The 21,066-nt window shown below is 56.6% G+C and carries 18 protein-coding genes and 1 pseudogene; 11 read left to right on the top strand and 8 right to left on the bottom strand.

Going from position 1 to position 21,066, the window contains the following annotated elements:
- Positions 1-216 precede the first annotated feature (216 nt).
- The 3 genes from INT32_RS07535 to INT32_RS07525 all read left to right on the top strand — a co-directional run bounded on the left by INT32_RS07535 (position 217) and on the right by INT32_RS07525 (position 3,709).
- On the top strand, positions 217-2,208 hold the full coding sequence (locus INT32_RS07535; RefSeq protein WP_193088118.1) for a sigma-54-dependent Fis family transcriptional regulator: 1,992 nt from the start codon (positions 217-219) through the stop codon (positions 2,206-2,208).
- A 437-nt stretch (positions 2,209-2,645) separates the two neighbouring features.
- On the top strand, positions 2,646-3,158 hold the full coding sequence (locus INT32_RS07530; protein ID WP_193088117.1) for a VOC family protein: 513 nt from the start codon (positions 2,646-2,648) through the stop codon (positions 3,156-3,158).
- 110 nt (positions 3,159-3,268) lie between these two features.
- Positions 3,269-3,709, top strand: coding sequence for a VOC family protein (locus INT32_RS07525; RefSeq protein ID WP_193088116.1), 441 nt, complete (start codon positions 3,269-3,271; stop codon positions 3,707-3,709).
- Positions 3,710-3,840: 131 nt separating this feature from the next.
- Here INT32_RS07525 and INT32_RS07520 read toward each other — a convergent pair whose 3' ends face one another.
- Together INT32_RS07520 and INT32_RS07515 are read right to left on the bottom strand one after the other, a co-directional pair.
- On the bottom strand, positions 3,841-4,815 hold the full coding sequence (locus tag INT32_RS07520) for a LysR family transcriptional regulator (RefSeq protein ID WP_226816701.1): 975 nt from the start codon (positions 4,813-4,815) through the stop codon (positions 3,841-3,843).
- A gap of 39 nt (positions 4,816-4,854) precedes the next feature.
- Complete coding sequence (locus INT32_RS07515; protein WP_193088115.1) at positions 4,855-5,817, bottom strand: tripartite tricarboxylate transporter substrate binding protein; 963 nt, start codon at positions 5,815-5,817, stop codon at positions 4,855-4,857.
- A gap of 180 nt (positions 5,818-5,997) precedes the next feature.
- On the opposite strand from INT32_RS07515, the gene INT32_RS07510 reads away from it, so the two are divergent.
- From INT32_RS07510 to INT32_RS07495, 5 genes and pseudogenes are all read left to right on the top strand, one after another.
- A complete protein-coding gene (locus tag INT32_RS07510) occupies positions 5,998-7,164 on the top strand; it encodes a mandelate racemase/muconate lactonizing enzyme family protein (RefSeq protein ID WP_193088114.1) in 1,167 nt (388 codons plus the stop codon).
- 43 nt (positions 7,165-7,207) lie between these two features.
- Positions 7,208-7,324: pseudogene (locus INT32_RS22355) on the top strand (twin-arginine translocation signal domain-containing protein); the annotation flags it as partial.
- 6 nt (positions 7,325-7,330) lie between these two features.
- Positions 7,331-8,176 (top strand): alpha/beta fold hydrolase, encoded by an 846-nt coding sequence (locus tag INT32_RS07505; protein ID WP_255509673.1) that lies wholly within the window; start codon positions 7,331-7,333, stop codon positions 8,174-8,176.
- Positions 8,177-8,264: 88 nt separating this feature from the next.
- Positions 8,265-8,999: an SDR family oxidoreductase gene (locus INT32_RS07500; protein WP_193088112.1), complete on the top strand. Its 735-nt coding sequence runs from the start codon at positions 8,265-8,267 to the stop codon at positions 8,997-8,999.
- A gap of 249 nt (positions 9,000-9,248) precedes the next feature.
- Positions 9,249-11,720, top strand: a complete 2,472-nt coding sequence (locus INT32_RS07495) for a mechanosensitive ion channel domain-containing protein (RefSeq protein ID WP_370540195.1) — start codon at positions 9,249-9,251, stop codon at positions 11,718-11,720.
- A 133-nt stretch (positions 11,721-11,853) separates the two neighbouring features.
- Here the strand turns inward: INT32_RS07495 and INT32_RS07490 are convergent, their stop codons facing one another.
- The 5 genes from INT32_RS07490 to INT32_RS07470 form a co-directional block, all read right to left on the bottom strand.
- Entirely contained in the window at positions 11,854-12,612 is a 759-nt protein-coding gene (locus tag INT32_RS07490) for an ABC transporter ATP-binding protein (protein ID WP_193088111.1), read from the bottom strand.
- The gene (locus tag INT32_RS07485) at positions 12,609-13,565 is read right to left on the bottom strand and encodes an iron chelate uptake ABC transporter family permease subunit (RefSeq protein WP_193088110.1); all 957 of its coding nucleotides are present in this window, start codon (positions 13,563-13,565) and stop codon (positions 12,609-12,611) included. The genes INT32_RS07490 and INT32_RS07485 overlap by 4 nt, the downstream gene beginning before the upstream one ends.
- Positions 13,558-14,559, bottom strand: coding sequence for an ABC transporter permease (locus INT32_RS07480; protein ID WP_370540194.1), 1,002 nt, complete (start codon positions 14,557-14,559; stop codon positions 13,558-13,560). The genes INT32_RS07485 and INT32_RS07480 overlap by 8 nt, the downstream gene beginning before the upstream one ends.
- Positions 14,560-14,623: 64 nt before the next feature.
- Complete coding sequence (locus tag INT32_RS07475; RefSeq protein ID WP_193088108.1) at positions 14,624-15,553, bottom strand: siderophore ABC transporter substrate-binding protein; 930 nt, start codon at positions 15,551-15,553, stop codon at positions 14,624-14,626.
- Between the two features lie 512 nt (positions 15,554-16,065).
- Positions 16,066-17,442 (bottom strand): VOC family protein, encoded by a 1,377-nt coding sequence (locus tag INT32_RS07470; protein WP_193088107.1) that lies wholly within the window; start codon positions 17,440-17,442, stop codon positions 16,066-16,068.
- A gap of 237 nt (positions 17,443-17,679) precedes the next feature.
- On the opposite strand from INT32_RS07470, the gene INT32_RS07465 reads away from it, so the two are divergent.
- A complete protein-coding gene (locus INT32_RS07465) occupies positions 17,680-18,324 on the top strand; it encodes a TetR/AcrR family transcriptional regulator (protein ID WP_193088106.1) in 645 nt (214 codons plus the stop codon).
- A gap of 157 nt (positions 18,325-18,481) precedes the next feature.
- Here the strand turns inward: INT32_RS07465 and INT32_RS07460 are convergent, their stop codons facing one another.
- Positions 18,482-19,306 carry a helix-turn-helix domain-containing protein gene (locus tag INT32_RS07460; RefSeq protein ID WP_226816698.1) on the bottom strand — a complete coding sequence of 275 codons (825 nt, stop codon included), beginning with the start codon at positions 19,304-19,306 and terminating at the stop codon, positions 18,482-18,484.
- Between the two features lie 55 nt (positions 19,307-19,361).
- Between INT32_RS07460 and INT32_RS07455 the strand changes: the two genes are divergently transcribed.
- Positions 19,362-20,585 carry an MFS transporter gene (locus INT32_RS07455; RefSeq protein ID WP_193088105.1) on the top strand — a complete coding sequence of 408 codons (1,224 nt, stop codon included), beginning with the start codon at positions 19,362-19,364 and terminating at the stop codon, positions 20,583-20,585.
- A 230-nt stretch (positions 20,586-20,815) separates the two neighbouring features.
- A complete protein-coding gene (locus tag INT32_RS07450) occupies positions 20,816-21,055 on the top strand; it encodes a hypothetical protein (RefSeq protein ID WP_193088104.1) in 240 nt (79 codons plus the stop codon).
- Positions 21,056-21,066 lie beyond the last annotated feature (11 nt).

Below are 21,066 nucleotides of genomic sequence, written 5' to 3'. Positions count from 1 at the left end.
AAAATGGCGCGCAGCCATAGCCTCGCGCTGCTATCGTTCTAGAGCAAAGTTCATGCCATCTCGCTAGCAAGGAGCAAAACAGGGTTTTGGAGTAGAATAGTTTTGACGCATCGCGCGCGGCACGCACAACATAGCAAGAAGGTGTCGCGAATCACGACAGCAGGCAGGCAACACAAGCAACAACTGTCTGTTTTTGCAACACATCAGGAGACTACGATGTTGCATCACTCGCTGAACTCCGCCGGTACCGTACAGCCGAATGCGCTAATTCAGCGTTCCTGGGAGCGCTGTGAAAAGCAGGCGGATACGCTGGCAAACGAACCGATTCTGCTGGACCGGGCAGACCTTGATACCCGCCTGGATCAATACGCCAGCCTGTTACAGACTGCCGCGCCGCACATCGCCACGGCCAGTGGCATCGCGGCGCAGGCGCAGGGCATACTGTTGCTCTCGGATGCCAGCGGCGTCATCCTGCACGCCACCGGCAATAGCGCCTTTCTGCATAAGGCTGACCAGGTGACCCTGCGGCCCGGCGCCAGCTGGGCCGAAGGCCATCGCGGCACCAATGCCATCGGCACCGCCCTGATCGAAAACGGCTTTACCCGAGTCATCGGCCGGGAGCACTTTTTGCCCTGCAACCGTATTCTCAGTTGCCATGCTGCGCCTATCCGCTCGCCACGCGGAGAAATCCTGGGCGTTCTGGATATTTCCGGCGATGCCCGTACACTGCCGGACTACACCGGCGATCTGGTCCGAATCACGGCACGCCAGATCGGCAACCAGATCCTGGATCTTGCCGGCACGCACATTGCCCGACTGCAGTTTCAGCGGCACGCAGGGCCGCTGAACGCGGCGCAATGCGGCACGCTGCTGATTGCCGATCAGCAGATTGTGGGCGCCAATGAAACAGCAGCTGAACTGCTTGATGTCCCGCTTATTACATTACTGGACGAACCCGTCGATAAATGGCTGCCCGCCTGGAAACAACTACAGTCGCAACCGAAGCGCAGCTTTTGCGCCGATGGCACTGCGCTGTATGCAACCTTGCAGTTTGAGCGGATCGGCGTTGCCGGCAGCGCCCCTTCACAAGCGTTGCACGGCGAAGGGGCGACGTCGATACCACCGCAAGTGAAAAACCGCAGCGGCCCGGGCGGGGTGCAGGCGGCCCTGCCAGCGCTGGAGCCAGCATTGCAACACCAGTTACGTCAGAGTACGCTGGCCATCAATGCCGATCTGGGCATTCTGCTGCTGGGCGAGACAGGCACCGGCAAAGAGGTGTTTGCCCGCCACTTGCATGTGCATAGCCGCTGGCGCGATGGTCCGTTTGTCGCCATCAACTGCGCTGCGCTTCCTGAAAGCCTGATTGAAGCCGAGTTGTTCGGCTACGAACCCGGTGCATTTACCGGAGCCCAGCGCAACGGCTCTCGGGGTCGCCTGCGCGAGGCCAATGGCGGTGTGCTCTTTCTTGATGAAATTGGCGACATGCCATTGCAACTGCAATCGCGCCTGCTGCGAGTCCTGCAGGAACGGGTCGTGCAGCCGTTGGGTTCCGATAAAACATGGCCGGTGCAGTTTGGACTGATCAGCGCCACCAACCAGCACGCCGATACCCTGAGCCGCGAGGAAAATTTCCGCCAGGACCTTTACTATCGTATCCAGGATCATCTGGTTCAGTTGCCGGCACTGCGTCATCGCGCTGACTTGCGCACCTTTATCTGCGCAGAACTCAGACGCCATGAAAACACCCCCAGCCTGATTTTCGCCGACCAGACGCTGGATATCCTGTGTACCTATCACTGGCCCGGCAACTACCGACAATTGCGATCGGTGCTCAAAACGCTGGCCGCCTTTTTACCCGCTGGCTGTATTATTCATCCTGAATCCTTGCCGGCCCATCTGCGCACGCAATCGCACACGCCATCGTCTACCGACATCGGAGCAGCGGTAGCCGGACAGGAGGACAGGACGGCAGCACAGGAGGACCTGGCGACGAGGATCACTCAGGCGGGTGGGACGATGTGGCAAGACGCCATATCGCCTTCAGAAAGGCCCTTGCCGGAGGTCAGCGTAAAGGATTTGCAGGCATTGCGGATCAGACAGGCGCTGACCAAAAATCGGGGCAATGTCAGCAAAACAGCCAGAGAACTGGGGTTACATCGCAGTACGGTATACCGGCAATTGACTCGAGCTGGTTCTCGAGTGCAATAGGCTGGCACAGGCACGGCGCCGGATTTGTTTTACTGTGCGCCCCCGGCCAGGTACGGACGCTCGCGGTGGCTGCGCAAATCTCTGCTGAATTATGATGTCGCACGGTGGTCATTGCAGTTGTTGTTCCATTGCGCTTGGCGTCATTCAATGACGCCAGTGACCAATTTGTTGCCCACCAAGCATACCAGCGCCCCTGCGTCTGGCCCGGCACGCCGGCAGACCACTGCGCCTGGGCACCGCCTTGAGCCAGTCGTTATCTGCCTTTTAACCGCTGCCGTATCTCCCCTTGCAGAATGACGCATCTGCCTATTTACCGACAGTTCGTTCCTGCGCATACTGACAGCGTGCAATAAAACGGCCGAATCGGTCGGGTCGTCTCTCCTTCCTGGTTCTCATTATGGCATTTGCAATTGTGCTGTCGGCAAAAGGAAATAAACATGATAATCGCTTCGAAAATTTCACCCTGCCTTTGGTTTGACGACCAGGCCGAGGCTGCAGCACGGTTTTATACCGGCATTTTTCCTGATTCAAAAATAACCCAGACTACCCATTATCTGGGCAAGAAAATGACACAGGTCAGCGGCAGACCCGAAGGCAGTGTGCTCACAGTCGCGTTCGAGCTTGCCGGCGTGCCTTTTACTGCCCTTAATGGTGGCCCCATTTTCAAGTTCAATGAATCCATTTCTCTGCAGGTGCATTGCGAGTCTCAGGAAGAGCTAGACACATACTGGACAGCGTTAAATGAAGGTGGCGATCCGTCTGCCCAGCAGTGCGGCTGGCTCAAGGATCGGTACGGCCTGTCTTGGCAGATCGTGCCCGCCATATTGCCGACCCTGTTGACCGACCCGGCTCGCGCCCAGCGAGTCATGGAGGCATTGCTGCCAATGAAAAAACTGGATATTGGCAAACTGCAGCAGGCTGCCGACGCAACCAGTGCCGAAAGATCCTGATCGGCTCAGCATCAATGCAGTTCAATTTAATTTACATCGCTATTTTTCAATAGACTATTTTTAATACCGTATCCAGTCTGTTTGCGACTGGGCCACACCAGGAAAACATCATGAACCAGACCTCTATCGTCCCTTACCTTTTCTTCGGCGGCCACTGCGAAGAAGCCCTGAACTTTTACAAAGATGCCGTGGGCGCCCAGCTCGATATGATGATGCGTTTTGGCGAGAGCCCTGAACCGCCACCACCAGGCGCCGTTCCCCCAGATTTTGATAACAAGATCATGCACGCAAGTTTTCGCATTGGCAGCAGCCTGGTCATGGCTTCCGATGGCTGCGGCGGCGACAGCACCCTGAGCGGCTTCGCCCTGTCTGTTATTCCGGTCAACAAAGAAGATGCAACCCGGATGTTCAACGCGCTGGCCGACGGCGGCACTGTCACCATGCCGCTGGGTGAAACCTTCTTCTCCCCCTGCTTTGGCATGCTCAAAGACCGTTTCGGGATGGAATGGATGATTGCCATGCAACCGGCAGAACAGGCGGCGCAAGCCTGAGGAACGCAGGCGCCAAGCCCAGCGTCCCAACACTGCTGACTGCAGCAAAAACCGCGGACCCCCACCCGGATACAGTGCACCCGACCAGATACCATCCGGATGGGTGCACTGCAATAATCTGTTTTGCCCCGCTAGTGATCAACCAATATCGAGCGTGCCAGACCAAACAATCTTGTCGATACCAGCGAAACCGTTCTGGAAGGGCCCTTGCTTTTTGAAATGGCCATTGAAATCAACCGCCTTATCGGTGGATTCACAATACGTGAGGCCTGGAGGCGGCCGCCGGCGACACCATCCAGGACAGAATGGATGGGCAGTGTTGTATGCAGCCCCTTTTGCGCGACCATCAGTTTCATCAACGTCAACGAGTTGGTCTCCATTGAAACCGCGATGGAAAATCCCATATCGCGCGCCAAAGACTCCATCGTATTGCGCAATTCATTAGGTGCTCCAGGAAGTACAAACGACAAATTCCTTAGCTCACTGAATTCGACCTCGGCACGGGAGGTAAGCGGATCGTTGGCACTACCCACCAGATAGCTGTCTACCGTAGCCAGTTCAAATTCCTGCTCTGGCAGTACCTCTCCATACCGATACACTATGCCGATATCGGCACGCCCGTCGGCAAGCCAGGCTTCGATCTGCCCTACATTACCTTCCATATAGCACAAGCTGACGCCCGGTGCATCCTTGCGAAGATCATCATATAGCCGGCCAGCAAGCGTCGCGCCGATCGAGCCAAAACAGGCAAACGTGACCTTGCCGACGGGGGCTTTGACATAGTCCTGTAAACGCTGATCCAGTTGCTCTGCATCTTTGAGCAGCGCCACCACCCGATCAAAAATCTGGCTTCCAGTCTCGGTAAGCGTCACGCCACGCCCGGTGCGGTTGAAAAGCCGGACACCGCATTCGCGCTCAAGCGCATTCAACTGCCGGCTCAGCAAAGACTGATTGCTATCCAGAAAAGCCGCGGCACGGGTCAGGCTGCCCAATTGGGCAATGACCACAAAGAACCGCCACCGGTTCAAATCCGACGATAAGTTAATTTGAAAATCGGTAGCGACGCGCTCTGGCTGCATGACGTTGTAATCCCAAGGCAGGCTCATCGCCCGCCAGTATTGACAATTGCGTCTGCAGCTTACCATTCAATTGAGCTTGATATCCCCTTTTTCCGCCACCCGTTTCCACTTGTTGAACTCGGCCATCATCGTCTGACGATACTGATCGTCATTCAGATTTGCCGGCGCGCCGCCCTGCTCATACAGAAATTGTCTGACATGCTCGGTGGCGGTCACATCCGTGACCGCCTGCCCAAGGCGTTCAATGATCGTCTTATCGATTCCAGCCGGCCCGATCAGACCATACAGCGTTTCCATGATGACCGCCGGCAACCCGGACTCGACTGTTGTCGGCACATCCGGCAATTGAGACAAACGCTCCTTGCCTGCAACAGCAAGCACTTTGAGCTTACCCGCCCGGTGAAATGGCAATACGGGGGCAAGATCCGACATTTCGTACTGCACTTCACCTGCCAGCAATGCAGTCGTTGCAGGCGCGGCTCCCTTATAGGGGATATGCAGCGTGTCGATGTCGGCTTCCTGCCGAAACAACTCTGCACCAATATGTGGTGTGGTGCCATTGCCGGCTGAACTGTAATTGAGCGTGCCAGGCGCCTTTTTTGCCGTATCCACCAATTGCTGCAATGTTGATATGGCCGATTTGGCGCCGACCGAAATCACAGAAGGGTATCTGGCCACCCCGGCAATATATTGAATATCCGATAGTTTATATGGGAGCGCCTGCAGGGCGGGTAACCCGGCTACAGGGCCTGGCGCGACCAGCGCCAGCGTATAGCCGTCGGGCGCAGCCCGCAGAACCTCCCCCACACCAACTGCACCGCCAGCGCCTGGCCGATTCTGTACCACGACCGCTTGCCCAAGATTTTCTTCCAGGTGCTGGGCAATGAGTCGGGCGACACCGTCTGTGGGCCCGCCCGCGGTATACGGAACAATCAGACGCAGTGGTTTTGTCGGCCAGGAAGCGGCGTTAGCGGCCGGCGCCAGGATGCCGGGAGAAAACAAGATGAACATCAACAATAACTTGCGCATAGCGGCTTTGTCTCCAACATGGTTTTATTTTGTTTTCCAGACCGGACAGCGCCTACTCAGGCGTAAACGCTGCCACGATAACCCTTACTTTATGGCGTAAATGTGGCGCTAGGCCAGCGCAGCAACAGCAATTCTGAATTGCGGTTTTTGAGGTAGCTGGCAACCGCCGGCAAACGTATCATGCAGACAAACCCGAGCGTTGGCACCATCGCCATCATCGCGGGCTGCCCAAGAACACTTATATCTCGAAGCGCACTCATACACAGGAACATTGCATTGGAAATCGTCGACGTCAAGATCATAGAATGTACCCAGCGCCTGAAGGACCCGAGCTGGAAGTTTGCACGTGCTCTGGTGCCTCAATTGGAGGGGCATATCCTTGAGTTGACAGACGACGCAGGTGTGACAGGCCTGGGATACGTTCACGCCATACCGGCGATTACCACTCACGGCGCCGGTGCACGCAGCGCTCTGGATTGGATCAGACCTGCATTGCAGCATCGCCGAATCGACAGTATTGCGTCTGTCATGGAGGAGCTGGATCTGCTACTTGCTTTCAACTGCAGCGTAAAAGCTGCTGTAGACATGGCTCTGCATGATCTGCTGGGAAAACGCAAGGGGCTCAGTGTCGCCACCCTATTGGGTGGACGTATGCACGACACAATTGCCCAATCGCGCATTCTGGCCATCAAATCGCCATCAGATATGGCCCACAAGGCGGAATTGCTTGTCACGGCGGGCTACCGTCAGCTCAAACTCAAGCTCTCCGGAGACACTAAGCTGGACATTGAGCGGATCGCCGCAGTGCGCAACGCCGCCGGTGCCGGTACCGTATTAACGCTGGATCCAAATCAATCCTACAGCTGCAAGCAGATGCTGCAAGCATTTTCGAAAATGGAGCGTTACGATATTGCATTGATCGAGCAGCCCGTGCCCGCATCGGACACCGAAGGTCTGGCATTATTGACCCGGACCTTGCCTGCGGCCATAGAGGCCGATGAAAGCGCGCAGACAGTCAGCGACGTATTCAGACTGGTGGCGAACCGGCAGGCTGATGTGATCAACCTGAAAATAACCAAACTCGGTGGTATACGACGGTTTATGCAGGCGGTTCATATATGTGAGGCAGGGAATGTCATCTGCCGGGTTGGCGCTGCATTCGGCCCTGGTCTGCTACAGGCAATGGCAGCTCAGGCTGCCAGTGTCATCAAACAGCTGCCCTATGCCTGTGAACTGTCCGAACATCAGCACCTCGAGGACGATCCATTCGAAAGCCTGCCGATCGAACAAGGTCACATCGCCGTTCCTGACCTACCGGGCGGCGGCATCTCCTATTTACAAAAATAAATCGAAAACCGCCTTATCCGACCAACTTAAAGGGGAAAAAACAATGGCATGCTCACCGCACCTTCAGGATTGCGAACCGCAAAATAGTCGCAGGAACTTTTTCAAACACAGCTTATTGACTGGCGCAGCCATCGCCGGTGTTTCTGAGCTGTGGCCGCAAGCAGCCATGGCAGACACAATAAAGACCACCCCAATGTGGCCTGCGTCACCCATCCCGGCGCAAGTGCCCGTAACAGATGCTATTGCCGATCTCGGTGACACCCGCTTGTGGTATTGGGACACCGGCGGCAATGGTGAAGTCGTCATCTTCATGCACGCCGGCAGCCAGAGCGCAGCCGGCTGGGGATACCAGCAAGCGGCATTTGCATCTGCCGGTTATCGTGCTATTGGCTATTCGCGGCGTGGCTATTTCAAGTCCGATTTGGGTGATATCAGTAACCCCGGCGTCGCATCCGATGACCTGGATCGGCTGCTTCAGCATCTGAATATTGAACGCGCACATCTGGTGGCGGTAGCCCACGGCGGTTACTTTGCACTGGACTACAGTCTGTCCCATCCGGCCAAAGTACTGAGCCTGACGCTGGCCTCTTCAATGCTAGGTGTCAGGGACGATGCATACAGCATCATGCAAAAACGGCTGAGGCCGCCGTTTTTCAACGACTTGCCCGTTGACTTCAAGGAGCTGGGTCCGTCATATCGCGCCGGCAATCCAGAAGGGCACGACCAATGGAAGGCACTGGCAGAAGCTGCGCGGCCCGGAGGCAGAGTCATGCCGGAAATAAAAAATGAATTGAACTGGAAAAATCTGAAAAGCATCAAGGTACCGGTATTGCTTATGACTGGCGACGCCGATCTTTATGTGCCGCCGTCCGTATTGCGTCTGCAGGCATCGCACTTTCCAGCAGCCGAGACGGTAATAATCAAGGAAGCCGGTCATTGCTCCAACTGGGAACAACCGCAGGCGTTTAATACCTCTGTTCTCCAATTCATAGGAAAACATATCGCCACTTAACCGGTCAAGGCGATAGGTCCGCTTTACTCCTGCACAAGCCACGCGGTATTATCTGACATCGTGACATGATGCAAAACAGGAGAACGGGATGGACAAAACGGCGTTGATTACCGGCGGAGGTCGCGGCATTGGCGCGGCAACTGCCAAATACCTGGCCGCCAAAGGATATGGCATTTGCATTAATTATCATCGAAACGAACAGGCCGCCGAGACCCTGGTCGCCCAGATCAAGGAGCAATTTTCCGTCCCGTGCATTGCCATTGGCGCCGACGTCTCCGAAGAGGCGCAAGTGGTACGGCTCTTTGCCGAAATGGACGAGCTGCTAAGCCCGGTCACCCATCTGGTCAATAATGTCGGCGTGCTGTTCAAGCAGATGAAAGTGACCGAGATGGATGCAGAACGCATCAACAAAACGCTCTCCACCAATGTGACGAGTTATTTTCTGTGCAGCAGGGAAGCGCTCAAACGCATGCAACCCGGTGGCGCCATCGTCAATGTTTCCTCGGTGGCTTCCCGCACCGGCGCTGCCGGTGAATACGTGGATTACGCTGCATCCAAGGGCGCCGTTGATATATTCACCCGAGGTCTGTCGCTGGAACTGGCCCCCCAAGGAATCCGGGTCAATGGTGTGCGGCCGGGGTTTATCTATACAGATATCCACGCTGATGGCGGCGAACCCGGCCGGGTTGATCGCGTCAGCAGCCAGATTCCCATGCTACGTGGTGGTCAGCCAGAAGAGGTCGCATCGGCCATAGCCTGGCTGCTGTCCGATGAAGCGTCATACGTGACCGGCTCGTTTATTGATCTGGCTGGCGGACGCTAGGCATGCGCCGGCCCTGACTGGCAAGGGATCGTCCGGTAAGCCGTCTTGCCGCTTTCATTCACTATAGCAATCGTGTTACCGTATAGTATCCTCAGAGCCAGCGTGCCGCATACCAACGAGCTATGCCTGTCAAGCGTGTCATGTCAGTAGTGTTAATACCAGTAAATAGCGTGCGTCATATTGCAGCTGTAATCAGGATGTCACGGCTGCCGGCCTCTGAGTAACCCTATTGGACAAGGAGTTAGGATAGTGCTTGAACGGTTTGCAAGAGGGTCGCAGAAATCCAGACTAACGGGCGCGCAGGCAGCCAGACCGTTGTCCGCCCTTATCCTCCGGTTATTTCTCCCATTTTTTCTGCTGCTCGCTGCACTGCTGCATCTGAATACTGCAGGTGCCCAGATTGCCCCCTCTCCTGAACCCGACATCGCGCCTGCCTCTGCCGCGCAACTGGCCGATTTGCTGGAAAACGAAAAGACGCGTCAGCAACTCATAGAGCAACTGCGCGCGCAGGCGCCCGCTGCACAGCAAGCGGCGTCCAGCGACGCACAGAGCAGTCTTGACGATTCATTGCCTCGCCGGGTCGCCGACAGCACGCAATTTTTTCTGACCAAACTGTTGAACGATATGGGCGATGCGGCGGCGGCAATCGGCGCCATGGCGCGCGGTGAAGGCACTGGCGGCTCCGGCATGACCGACTGGCAATCGACGCTGGCCAATTTTGCACTGGTTATCGCAGCCACGGTCATCGCCTTTGTCTTGTTGCGCTTGCTGGCCGCGCGCATCTTTTCCATTATCAATCGCTGGGTCGGCCAGCCGACACCCGCCCTCGGGCGGCGTCGCCTGGCCCAGCCTGCGACACTGAAAAAAATTGCAGCTGTCATTGGCGCGCTCATTGTCGATGTCGCTGCCATTGCCTTGGCCGGTGTTGTCGGATATAGCGTTGCGCTGGCGGTCGCGGGGCCTGACGCGACCGTGGGCACATTCGAATCGCTCTTTGTCAATGCCTTTGTCGCCGTTGAAATTGCCAGGGCGCTGGTGCGCACGGTGTTTGCAACGCGCTTTCCGCAACTGCGGCTGTTTCCAATGCGTGACGAAGTTGCCATGTACTGGAACGGCTGGCTGTGTAGCCTGATTGGCATCACCGGCTACGGCATGCTGGTTGTCGTACCTGTCGTCACAGCCCTGTTTACTGCGGCATTGGGTAATCTGGTCGGCCTGCTCATCATGCTTGGCATGTATATTTATGCCCTGCGGGTGGTATGGAATAACCGGGCCCTGATACGTGAACGGATCGTAGAACGCGCCAATCAGACTTCCACTGCATTTTTTGCAACCATGCTGCGCCTGCTGGCCCGTGTCTGGCATATTCTGGCCATTCTCTATTTCACCGTTCTGCTCGTTGTCAGCCAGATCGATCCGGTCGATGCCCTGCCGTTCATGGCGCGCGCCACGGTGCAAAGCCTGGCGGCGATTGCCCTTGGACTGCTGCTCTCCGCCATTCTGACTGCCATTCTGAGCCACCCGATCCGGCTGTCCGATGAGCTTCGTGCCCGGCTGCCACTACTGGAAGCACGCGTCAATTCATATGTTCCGGCAATACTCAAAGGCCTGCGTTTGATTACGCTTGTCATCGTAGTACTGTTTGTGCTGGACGCATGGCATGCATTCGACCTGTCTGCGTGGGTCATGTCCGAATCGGGCCGCGCAACCATCAGCACAGCGGTGCATGTGGCCATCATCCTGCTGTTCGCCGCACTGGCATGGACCATTATTGCGAGTATCATCGAGAGCCGCCTGAGCGGCACGGGCAACCGGGCGCCCAGCGCTCGCGAAAAAACGCTGCTGTCACTGTTTCGCAATGCTGCGCTGATTGTGATCATCACCATGACGGCCCTGGTCCTGCTGTCCCAGATCGGCATCAATATCGGCCCGCTGATTGCCGGCGCCGGTGTGGTGGGTCTGGCCATTGGTTTTGGCGCGCAAAAGCTGGTGCAGGACATTATCACGGGCATTTTCATCCAGCTTGAAAACGGCATGAATGTGAATGATGTCGTGGAAGCGGGCGGGGTTTTTGGCACCGTGGAAAAAATGACCATCCGCTCGGTAGGCATTCGCACCATGGACGGCGGCTATCACCTGATTCCGTTCTCGTCGGTTGATGTCGTAGCCAACCACATGCGTGATTTTTCCTATCATATGGGTGAGTACACCATTGCACATCGTGAAAATGTAGACGACGCCATCGAACACCTGCGCGCCGCGTTTGCGGAATTGATGCAGGATGAAGTGCTGTCCCCCGAAATACTGGAAGAAATTACCATCCCCGGCGTGACAGCCATCAATGAACGCGGCGTCACTATTCGGGTGCTGGTCAAAACCACGCCCGGCATGCAATGGGCGGTGCAACGCGGTTATAACCGTCTGGTCAAGAAACATTTCAACGCCGCCAATATCGAACTGCCATACCCGCATACCGTGGTTTATTTTGGCCAGGACAAGGACGGCAACGCACCCTCGGCACGGGTAGATCTTGGACGCAAGGCTGAGCACGCGCAAGCGCCCAAAGGCAAGGCGCCTGCGGCCGGGCATACGCCGCGCAAACTGGCACCGAGCCGCGGTGGCTCGGAAGATGTACTGGGCAATGAGCTGGAACAACGGGTGCCCGATGAAGATGGGAATGACGAGGCAGACGGCTCGCTGCGTCCCGGCCCGACATCCTGATGAGACCGCGACTGAGGCCGCCGCGGGTTTCTTTGACCATACCGACTATGCCAACTGTGCAGGCGGCGAGCCGCAAGCCGCCCTGCACACCGCGCTCTGGCAGGTGTAGCGCCTGTCTCAGTGTGCTGCTATGTCAGGTGTAATGAACGCAAATCCGATTATTCTGCCATTCGTGCACGACCACATCCAGTCCGTATAGCTCCTTGAGCACCGGTGGCTGAATGAAAGTCTGCGGCGGGCCCTGGTGCAGAACCTTGCCGTTGCGCATTCCGATGATCAGATCCGAATAGCAGGATGCAAAGTTGATATCGTGCAACACCATCACAACCGTCTTATGCAGTTGGTCGGCTGCACGCCGCATCACCTTCATGATGTCAACGGCATTTTTCATATCCAGGCTGTTCAGCGGCTCATCCAGCAGGACATATTCCGTGTCCTGGCATAGCACCATTGCAATGAAGGCACGCTGGCGCTGCCCGCCCGAGAGCTCATCCAGAAATCGCTGCTCCAGCCCATTGAGATTCAGATAAGCCATGGCGCGCTCGACATGGCTGCGGTCCTGCACCGTCAAGCGACCATGCGTATGCGGATATCTGCCAAACGCCACTACATCCTGAACCGTCAGGCGCAGGGAAAGATGGTTGTCCTGGCGTAAAATGGACAAATGCCGGGCCAGTTCGGCCGTATCGGTGCGAGCGATATCCAGCCCGCCAACCTCAACCGATCCGGCAGACATGGGCAGCAAGCGGCTAATCATGCCCAGCAATGTGGATTTGCCGGCGCCATTGGGGCCGACTATGGAAGTGACGCCACCCCGGGGAATTTGCACTGAAACATCATCCACTACGCGCAAATTCGCGTAGTCCTTGCTGACACCATTGACCTTTATCATCGTTGTCCCTTGCGCACAATCAGCGCGATAAACATCAGCCCGCCGGCAAACTCAATCACCACGCTGACCGTGGTATTGAGCGCCAGGCCATGCTCCAGCACGGTCTGGCCGCCTACCAACGCAACAATACCAAGCAGCACGGCAGCCGGCACCGTATATTTGTGTTTGTCGGTTTGCATGATCATGTATGCGAGATTGCTCACCAGCAATCCAAAAAACGTAACCGGCCCCACCAGCGCCGTTGACACCGACACCATCACGGCAATCAGCACAAGGGTGAGCCACAGTGTCTTGCGGTAATGGATTCCCAGGTTGATTGCTACCTCGCGACCAAGCGACAGCACATCATAGGCGCGGCGCAGCCGCCAGCCGATCAGCGACACGGCCCCTACCATCGCCATTGAGGCCAGCAACAGATTGGTGCGAATGGCATTGAAACTGGCAAACATTTTGTCCTGCAGAAACAGAAACTCGTTGGGATCAATCATTCTGACCATCAGGCCGGACAGGCTGCGAAACAGCAGCCCGAACACGATCCCGACCAGCAACAGCAGATGCAGACTATGCGAAGCACCGGAGAAAATCCATTGGAACAGCAGGCAGGCGAAAACGGTCATGACACCGACTTCCAGCACGAACTTGCCTGTCATGCCCCACTGGCCTCCCGCAGTCATGCCAAACCAGAATATAACCACAGCCTGAATCAGGGTATAGAGCGCATCAAATCCCATGATCGATGGCGTCAGAATACGGTTATGCGTGATGGTTTGAAACAGCACAGACGACACCGCAACAGCATAGGCCACCAGCAGCATCGCGGCCAGCTTGCTGGCGCGAAACGAGAGCACGAAGTCCCAGTGGCCGTTGGCGCCCCATGTCATGAACGCGGCTACCGACAGCAGCGCAAAAAAAGCCAGCAGATAAAGCCGCAGGGCGGGTGACAGCTTAGCCAAAACGAGACCGCCTGTTCAGAAGTAGATAGAGGAACAACCCGCTACCGACCACGCCCACTACCGTACCGATTGGAATTTCATGCGGATAAATGATCAGGCGACCGACAATATCGCAAGCCAGTACAAACAGCGCTCCAAGAAAGGCCACCCACGGCAGCGAGCGCCGCATATTATCGCCAAAGATCAGGCTCACCACATTGGGCACCAGCAGGCCCAGGAACGGCACACTGCCCGCAGTGACCACGACCACGGCACTGATGGCCGACACCAGAACCATGCCAATCAGCATAAGGCGTTTGTGATTAAGCCCCAGGTTGGTGGTAAATTGCTCACCCATGCCCAGCACCGTGAAGCGGTCTGCAGCGAAATAGGCAGCGCAGGAAAGGGCAAACGCCACCCATAACAGTTCGTAGCGCCCTCGCAGGACACCAGAAAAATCGCCCATGGTCCACGTATGCAAGGCCTGAAGCAAATCGTACTGGTAAGCAAAGAAGGTGGTAACAGCCTGTATGACGCCGCCCAGAACCAGACCGACCACAGGGACCAGAAAGGCGGAACGCAAAGGAATGCGCCGCAGGATCAGCAAAAACACCGACGTGCCGGCCAGGGCGAACAAGGCGGCAACCAGCATTTTCCCAAGCACAGAGATCCCCGGCGCCAATAATGTGACAGCCAGGATTCCCATGGTGGCAGATTCAACGGTCCCGGCCGTGGAGGGTTCGACAAAGCGGTTGCGCACCAGCATTTGCATGATCAGCCCCGCAACGGCCAATGAGGTGCCTGCCAGCACCAATGCAAGGGTACGCGGCAGGCGACTGATCAGCAGCAGTTGCCAGGCTTCGCTATCCAGACGCAATAACGCGGCCAGCGACATATCGCCCGCGCCCAGAAACAGACTGACCAGAAACAAAAAGCACAGAAGCAATAGCAGCATGCAGACCAGTAGGGGCTGCATCAGTTTATTGCTTCTGTGCCCTTCGGGATAACCGCTCATGAAAGGCCCACTATGGCGTCAATCGTCAAGAACGCCGGGGCCCGGACTTGCGAGCGCGCCATGGTTACTGCTTGCCGTCCAGTGCTTTGGACAGCTGGTCCACGTTCTGCTGCATAGCGGTCAGCCCGGCGCTACCGAGCAAATACCAATCCATTGCATTCAAATAGACAATCTGCTTCTTTTTCCAGGCGGTGGTTTTATGGATCAGCTCGTTATCGAGCAGCTTGCCGGCGGCCACACCCTCGCGGCCGATGGCGCCATCCCGGTCAATCACAAACAGCCACTGCGGGTCGGTTTTATAAATAAACTCAAATGACACCGCCTGCCCGTGATTTGACGTGGACAGGTCGGGCGCCGCAGCGGGAATGCCGAAGGTGTCATGAAGAATACCGAAGCGGGAACCCGGACCATACGCACTGACTTTGCCGCCGGTGGTAAGAATGATTAGCCCCGAGCCAGCATTGCCGGCCTTCTGCTTGAGCGCCGCTATGGACTGGTCCAGCCGGCCCAGTTGTTCCTTGGCTTTGTCCTGCTTATTGAAAATGTCTGCCAGCGTAAGCGTGTTGCGTTTGACGCTGGCCAGCAGGTCTTTGGCATTGACGGTCAAATCAATGGTGGGCGCCAGTTTGCTCAATTCCGCATACTTGGGGGCCGAACGGCCACCCACAATAATCAGGTCTGGCGACAGCGCATTAACCGCTTCGTAGCTGGGCTCAAACAGTGAACCGACCTTTGGAACCGATTTTTCCGCGTAGGCAGCCAGTTGATTGATGTACTTGGCCTCGGGCACAGCAAAAGCCTCTATGCCCAACGCATGCATGGTGTCTAGCGAGGCCAGATCAAAGACAACTGTTTTCTTTGGCTCGCCTTCGATGGTGGTTTTCCCGCTTGCATGATCAACGGTCAAGGCGTGCAATGGCAGCGCGACGCTGGCGGCTACCACCAATATGCCGGTCAGCAACCCGCGACGAGCTTGAGACTTGCAAAATTGCATGAAAAATGACTCCACTTCTGATTCAAACTGCAAAGGTTACCCACCCAAACGCATCGCGGCGTTGATCTGCCGCAGGCAAAACGCCACACCTGGGTATCGTGCCGCCTGTGCCTGGATGCATTCGGTGAGCTATAAATTCACACGCGATACACGCACATCAGAGGGCCCGGACAGGGAGTCGCGAGGGTAACAAAATGATTGACTTGACAACAGAAAATTGTAGCATAACTGGTAATAAGATGTATTCTTATTTATACTTTTTCATGCAGGGTGCCGCCGGTCATCGGTCGCGAGCGGCACGCAACGCTCGCAGAAAGACAACGGCAATAGGCGCGATCTAGCCTCAGGGTGCAGCGCCATTCGAATGACCTGTAACTCCCAGCTGGACGTGTGATACAGCCCCGATACGGGCACGATACGGGCACGATACGGGCACGATACAGGCAAGATAAGGGCCAAATTACCCGCTCTGGATCAAAGCCGGCCACGACAGCGCGACCGGCCTGCCAGTCTTATTTTTTCAGTTGCCCGGCAAGCTGATCAAGCGAGCGTTGCTGTGCGGCTTCGTACAATGCAAACTCGTCGTTGACTTTTGCACCCAGCGCTTCTTCGAATGCGGCCCGGGCAGCACTTGCCTGATAGCTTTTCTGGTCATCGCCACCCAGATTCGACTGGAAAATACCGGCGGCACTGACGGGCAGAAAGTCTTCGTAAATAATCGGCTCGGCGTGAACCAGTCCGGCGTCAATCAAGGCGTCGATATCGTCCGCATTGGCGATCTGCTTGCCATTGGCAACGCGTCCCTGTTGCGTCAGATTGTAGCGGAAGTAGCCCAGGCCACTTTTGCGGATCGCCGCCAGATCGTCTGGAAACTCAGTGAACACGCTCGCCAGGCGCTCTGCATAAGTGCCGTCAGCCTGTTCGCCCGATTCGCGGGCGCGCAATAACAACTGATCATACAGGGCGCGTCCCTTGGGCGTCAGGGCCAGACCGCGTTGTTCAATTTCACCAAAGCGCGCGGTATGGGCGCCAACCACTTTTTCGGTACCGGAGTCGAACGTTACGTTCTCTTCCAGCGCCTTGAAGCTGGTCTGGCGCAACAGAATCGGGTGGCGCCGGGTAGGCGGGCCCTCGATGGATTCCTTGGCAGGAATATTGCGATTGAGCATTTCCTTTTGTGCCGCGTCAATATCCAGCGTGCGGGGCGTCAGATGGTTGATATGGGGACCTTTGAAGCAAACCACATCTGCAATCAACCGGTGGGCGTCAAGCAACTGGTTATACGTTTCAACACTCACCGTCGCTTCATTGTGCCAGCGGAAAATATCAGTGGCCTGTATCACGAACTCATCAGCCTGTTCGCTTTTCAGGCCGCCTTCGGTTTCGAATTTTTCTGCCAGTTCCAAAACGCGTGCGCTGAATATGGAGCGCTTTTCCAGAATCGCGGCGGCCTTGGTGCGCAACGCTTCATCGTCAATCAATTCCGGGCGCAGCAAGGAGGTGAACACCCGAAACGGATTGGCTGCCAGCGAAGCATCGTCCACCGGCCGAAACGCCGTGGCGTGCACCGGTACCCCGGCCACCGACAAATCATAATAACCCACCGGCTGCAGCCCCATCACCGCGAAAACTCGCCGAATGCCGGACAGCTCGGCAGCCGTACCCAGACGGATGGCGCCGTGTCGCTCCAGGTTCAGGCGCTGGATTTCGCCGGACTCATTCAATTGCGCTTGCAATTGCGGATTTTCCTGCAGCGTCTGTGCGTTAACGTCGGCAACCAGCTCAAGCAGATCGCGATAAAGCGGCACTTCCTGCCCATACATATTGGACATGGCAGTTGAAAACCGGGTGCGGATTTCGTCGGTCGAGACGAAATGATTGTTTTCCATAACGAGAATACTCTTTGTAGTTCAGTTGGCAAAAATAAAGGCGGGCAGATCAGCAATAGCCTGCTGGCAAATGGACACGTTCCGGCTACCGGATTTGCACAGAGGGCAAACAGCAAAATGTGACCATAAAGTCACTTTTTAGTATAGCCGAATCAAACCGCGCGCCGGTATTGTTTTTCTCTTGTAGAATGAGTTATCGGCATCACTGATGCAGTTTTCATACACTTGCGGATTCCTATGTCCCGTCGTCAGCAAACAGAACAGCAGATCCTCCAGGCCCTGGAAGCCCAAATCCGCGAAGCCGGGATGGGAGGCATTGGTATCAACGCCGTTGCCCGCCGCGCGGGCGTGAGCAAGGAACTGATTTATCGTTACTTCAACGGGCTGGACGGGCTGCTGCTGGCCTGGATGCAGGAGCAGGATTTCTGGACCGGCCACCGCGGGATGCTGGGCAACGACGAATCAAGCCAGCAGACACCCCAGCAACTGGTCCTGTCCATGCTGCATGCCCAGGTTGACGCACTGACCAGCAACGACACGCTGCGTGAAGTGCGCCGCTGGGAACTGGTGGAACTCAATGAGGTCACCGCCAAGTTGGCCCAGCGGCGCGAGAAGGCCGCCCGCGCATTCATTGATCGGGTCGATGGCCTGACTCCGGAAATTGATATGCCCGCGACCGTGAGCATCATGCTTGCCGGAGTCCTTTATTTAATGTTGCGCGCCAAGACCGAAAGCCAGTTCCTGGGCATTCCCATACGCACGGACGAAGGCTGGGAGCGTATTTTCAACGCACTGGAAACCATGACTGCCGGCTTCCCGCAGGCACTGCGCGAGCAGTCGCTGGATGAACTGGAAGCGCGGCGCGAGCCGCCATCGTCCTGATTGACGAATGTGATATGGCACCTGACATGGTGCCGGCCTGGTGGGCATTGAGCACAATGCCGAGGATGGCGCTTCAGGCAGGCAAAGCGTCTACCTGCCCCATGAGATAAAGCAGACAGCCCGTCCCTGGTCGTCAGGGCAATTGGGACAGGGCACATCATAGCTTTGCCGGGTGCAAATACAGATTGGGCGGCATGCCCAGCGCACGGCGGAACATCGCGCTGAACGCACTGGGACTGCGGTAGCCCAGTTCCCGTGAAATGGTCCCGATGGACTGGCCCATCGATAGTCTGCATACCGCGTCTGCCAGCCTGACCTGCTGCAGCCATTGACGATAATTCATTCCCAGTTCTGACTGAAACAGCCGAATCAGCGTGCGCTCACTGGCGCCCACTGCATCGGCCCACGCCCCCAACGGACGGCTCAGTCCGGGCTGATCCATGATGGTGGTGCAGATGGATATAAGCCGACGATCCCGCGGCCACGGGATCTGGGTGGCCACGGTTTCGGCTGACGGCAGTTCCGAAAGAATCAGCGCTGCAATCCGGCCACCCCGTTCATTTTGCGAATAGATGACGGGTTCGGCGGTCAGGCTCAGGATCAGCTCGCGCAGCAGGTTGCTGACTTCGATCACCTGGCAACCGGCCCACAATGATCTGGCAGCGCCTGCATCAATATACAGCGTGCGCATGTCCACGTGGGAAACCGCCATCGTGCAGTGCGGAACATTGGGTGGCACCCATAAGGCACGTAGCGGCGGCAGCAGCCAATAACCCTTGTCGGTGCTTACGCGGATCACGCCGCGCGATGCAAAAAGCAGTTGCGCGCGCCGATGCGAATGCGTCGCCGATCCCGTACCGGCCGCAAACTCCTTGGACATGGCGGCCACGGCGGGGGCAATGTTCTGGTAGTCTTCTGCGTTGACGCTTCTGGGAAGCGGATGCATCACTGTCACTTTCTCGACGAAAATTGGCACTTTCATTAATTCTAGCACGGCTACACTTACTGATTGCGAATGTCATATATATGTGAATGCAATGTCGATAGAATCCGCCGCCATACGCCCCTCCCAGCCCGAAAACAGCACCGCCTTCAAGGTGCTTGGTGCGATCAGTGTCGCCCATATGATGAACGACATGATCCAGTCCATCCTGCTGGCCATTTACCCGATGCTCAAGGATGACTTCAGCCTGAGCTTTGCGCAAATCGGCCTGATCACGCTGGTCTATCAGATTACCGCCTCGCTGCTGCAACCCCTTATCGGCCATTACACCGACAAGCACCCGCAGCCTTATTCATTAACCATCGGCATGGGTTCAACGCTGTTGGGCCTGCTGCTGCTGTCGGTCGCGCCTTCCTTTCCATTTTTGCTGCTGGCCGCCATTCTGGTGGGTACCGGTTCGTCGGTATTTCATCCGGAATCATCCCGCATTGCCCGTATGGCCTCGGGCGGGCAACACGGCCTGGCGCAATCACTGTTCCAGGTTGGCGGCAATGTCGGCTCTGCGCTGGGGCCCCTGTTTGCTGCGCTGATTATTCTGCCTCATGGTCAGGGTAGCGTTGCCTGGTTTTCACTGGCCGCCCTGTTGGCCATGGTGGTGCTGCTGCAGATCGGACGCTGGTATGAGCGCAACCGGGGCCTGCTCGTCCTGCGCTCCAAACGCTCGGCCAATGCGATTGAACTGCCGCGCAACAAAATCATCGCTGCATTGGCTGTCCTCGGCGTGCTGATTTTCTCGAAATATTTCTACATGGCTTCCATGAGCAGCTACCTGACGTTTTATTTGATGGAAAAATTTGCCCTGTCGATACGCACCTCCCAGCTTTATTTGTTCATTTTTCTTGCTGCCGTCGCCGTCGGCACCATCGTAGGCGGGCCGATCGGCGATCGCATCGGCCGCAAGCGGGTCATCTGGGCGTCAATTCTGGGTGTCGCCCCCTTTACCCTGTTGCTGCCGCACGCCAATCTGTTCTGGACCGGCATCCTCATTGTCATTATCGGTCTGATCCTGGCGTCGGCGTTTTCCGCCATTGTGGTCTATGCCCAGGAACTGGTGCCCGGTAAAACCGGCATGATTGCCGGTCTGTTCTTCGGCTTCGCGTTTGGCATGGGCGGCGTCGGTGCAGCAGCGCTGGGACATCTGGCAGACACTACAAGCATCTCCTATGTGTACAGCGTTTGCGCCTATCTGCCGCTACTGGGTATTGTCGCCGCACTGTTGCCAGATACGGAAAAGCGCGCTCTGGCGCGCCGGCCTTAATGTCATGAATGCGCCGCACTCGTCTGGTTGGTATGACGACCGGCCCAGGCCGCTGATTATGGATCAAGCGCTGCCCCTTAACGACATTGAACCGCGCACTCGTTATCGGATAATTTGCGCTGCTATCATGCGCGCTGCCATCGATCGCGACACATTAACTGGGTACAATGGGCTATATACGTTATGCGTCCTCGCCGAGGCCGCCGCAACACACGACAAGGAAGCCGCTCATGAGTACTCTGCCCAAATTTGCAGCCAACGGATGGCGGCGGCTTGATAACGGCAATGTTCAGCATCTGTCGGGACTGGAGTTTGCGCCCGACCCCAATGAACGGCTCAAGCTGGTTGATGCCTCGCTGTCTGTGTTCATCAGCAACCTGCGGCATGAGGGTGCAACCGAACAGCAGGCCGAACGGCTGCTGCACAAGCTCACACTACAGGCTGCGCAACAGTTTGTTGGCTTGCATTAACCCACGACATG

Origin of the sequence: Advenella sp. FME57 (genome assembly GCF_014897675.1) — a bacterium.
Lineage (GTDB): Bacteria > Pseudomonadota > Gammaproteobacteria > Burkholderiales > Burkholderiaceae_B > Advenella.
Note: the sequence above shows the minus strand (reverse complement) of the source record. Positions and strands in the feature narration are given on the sequence as shown.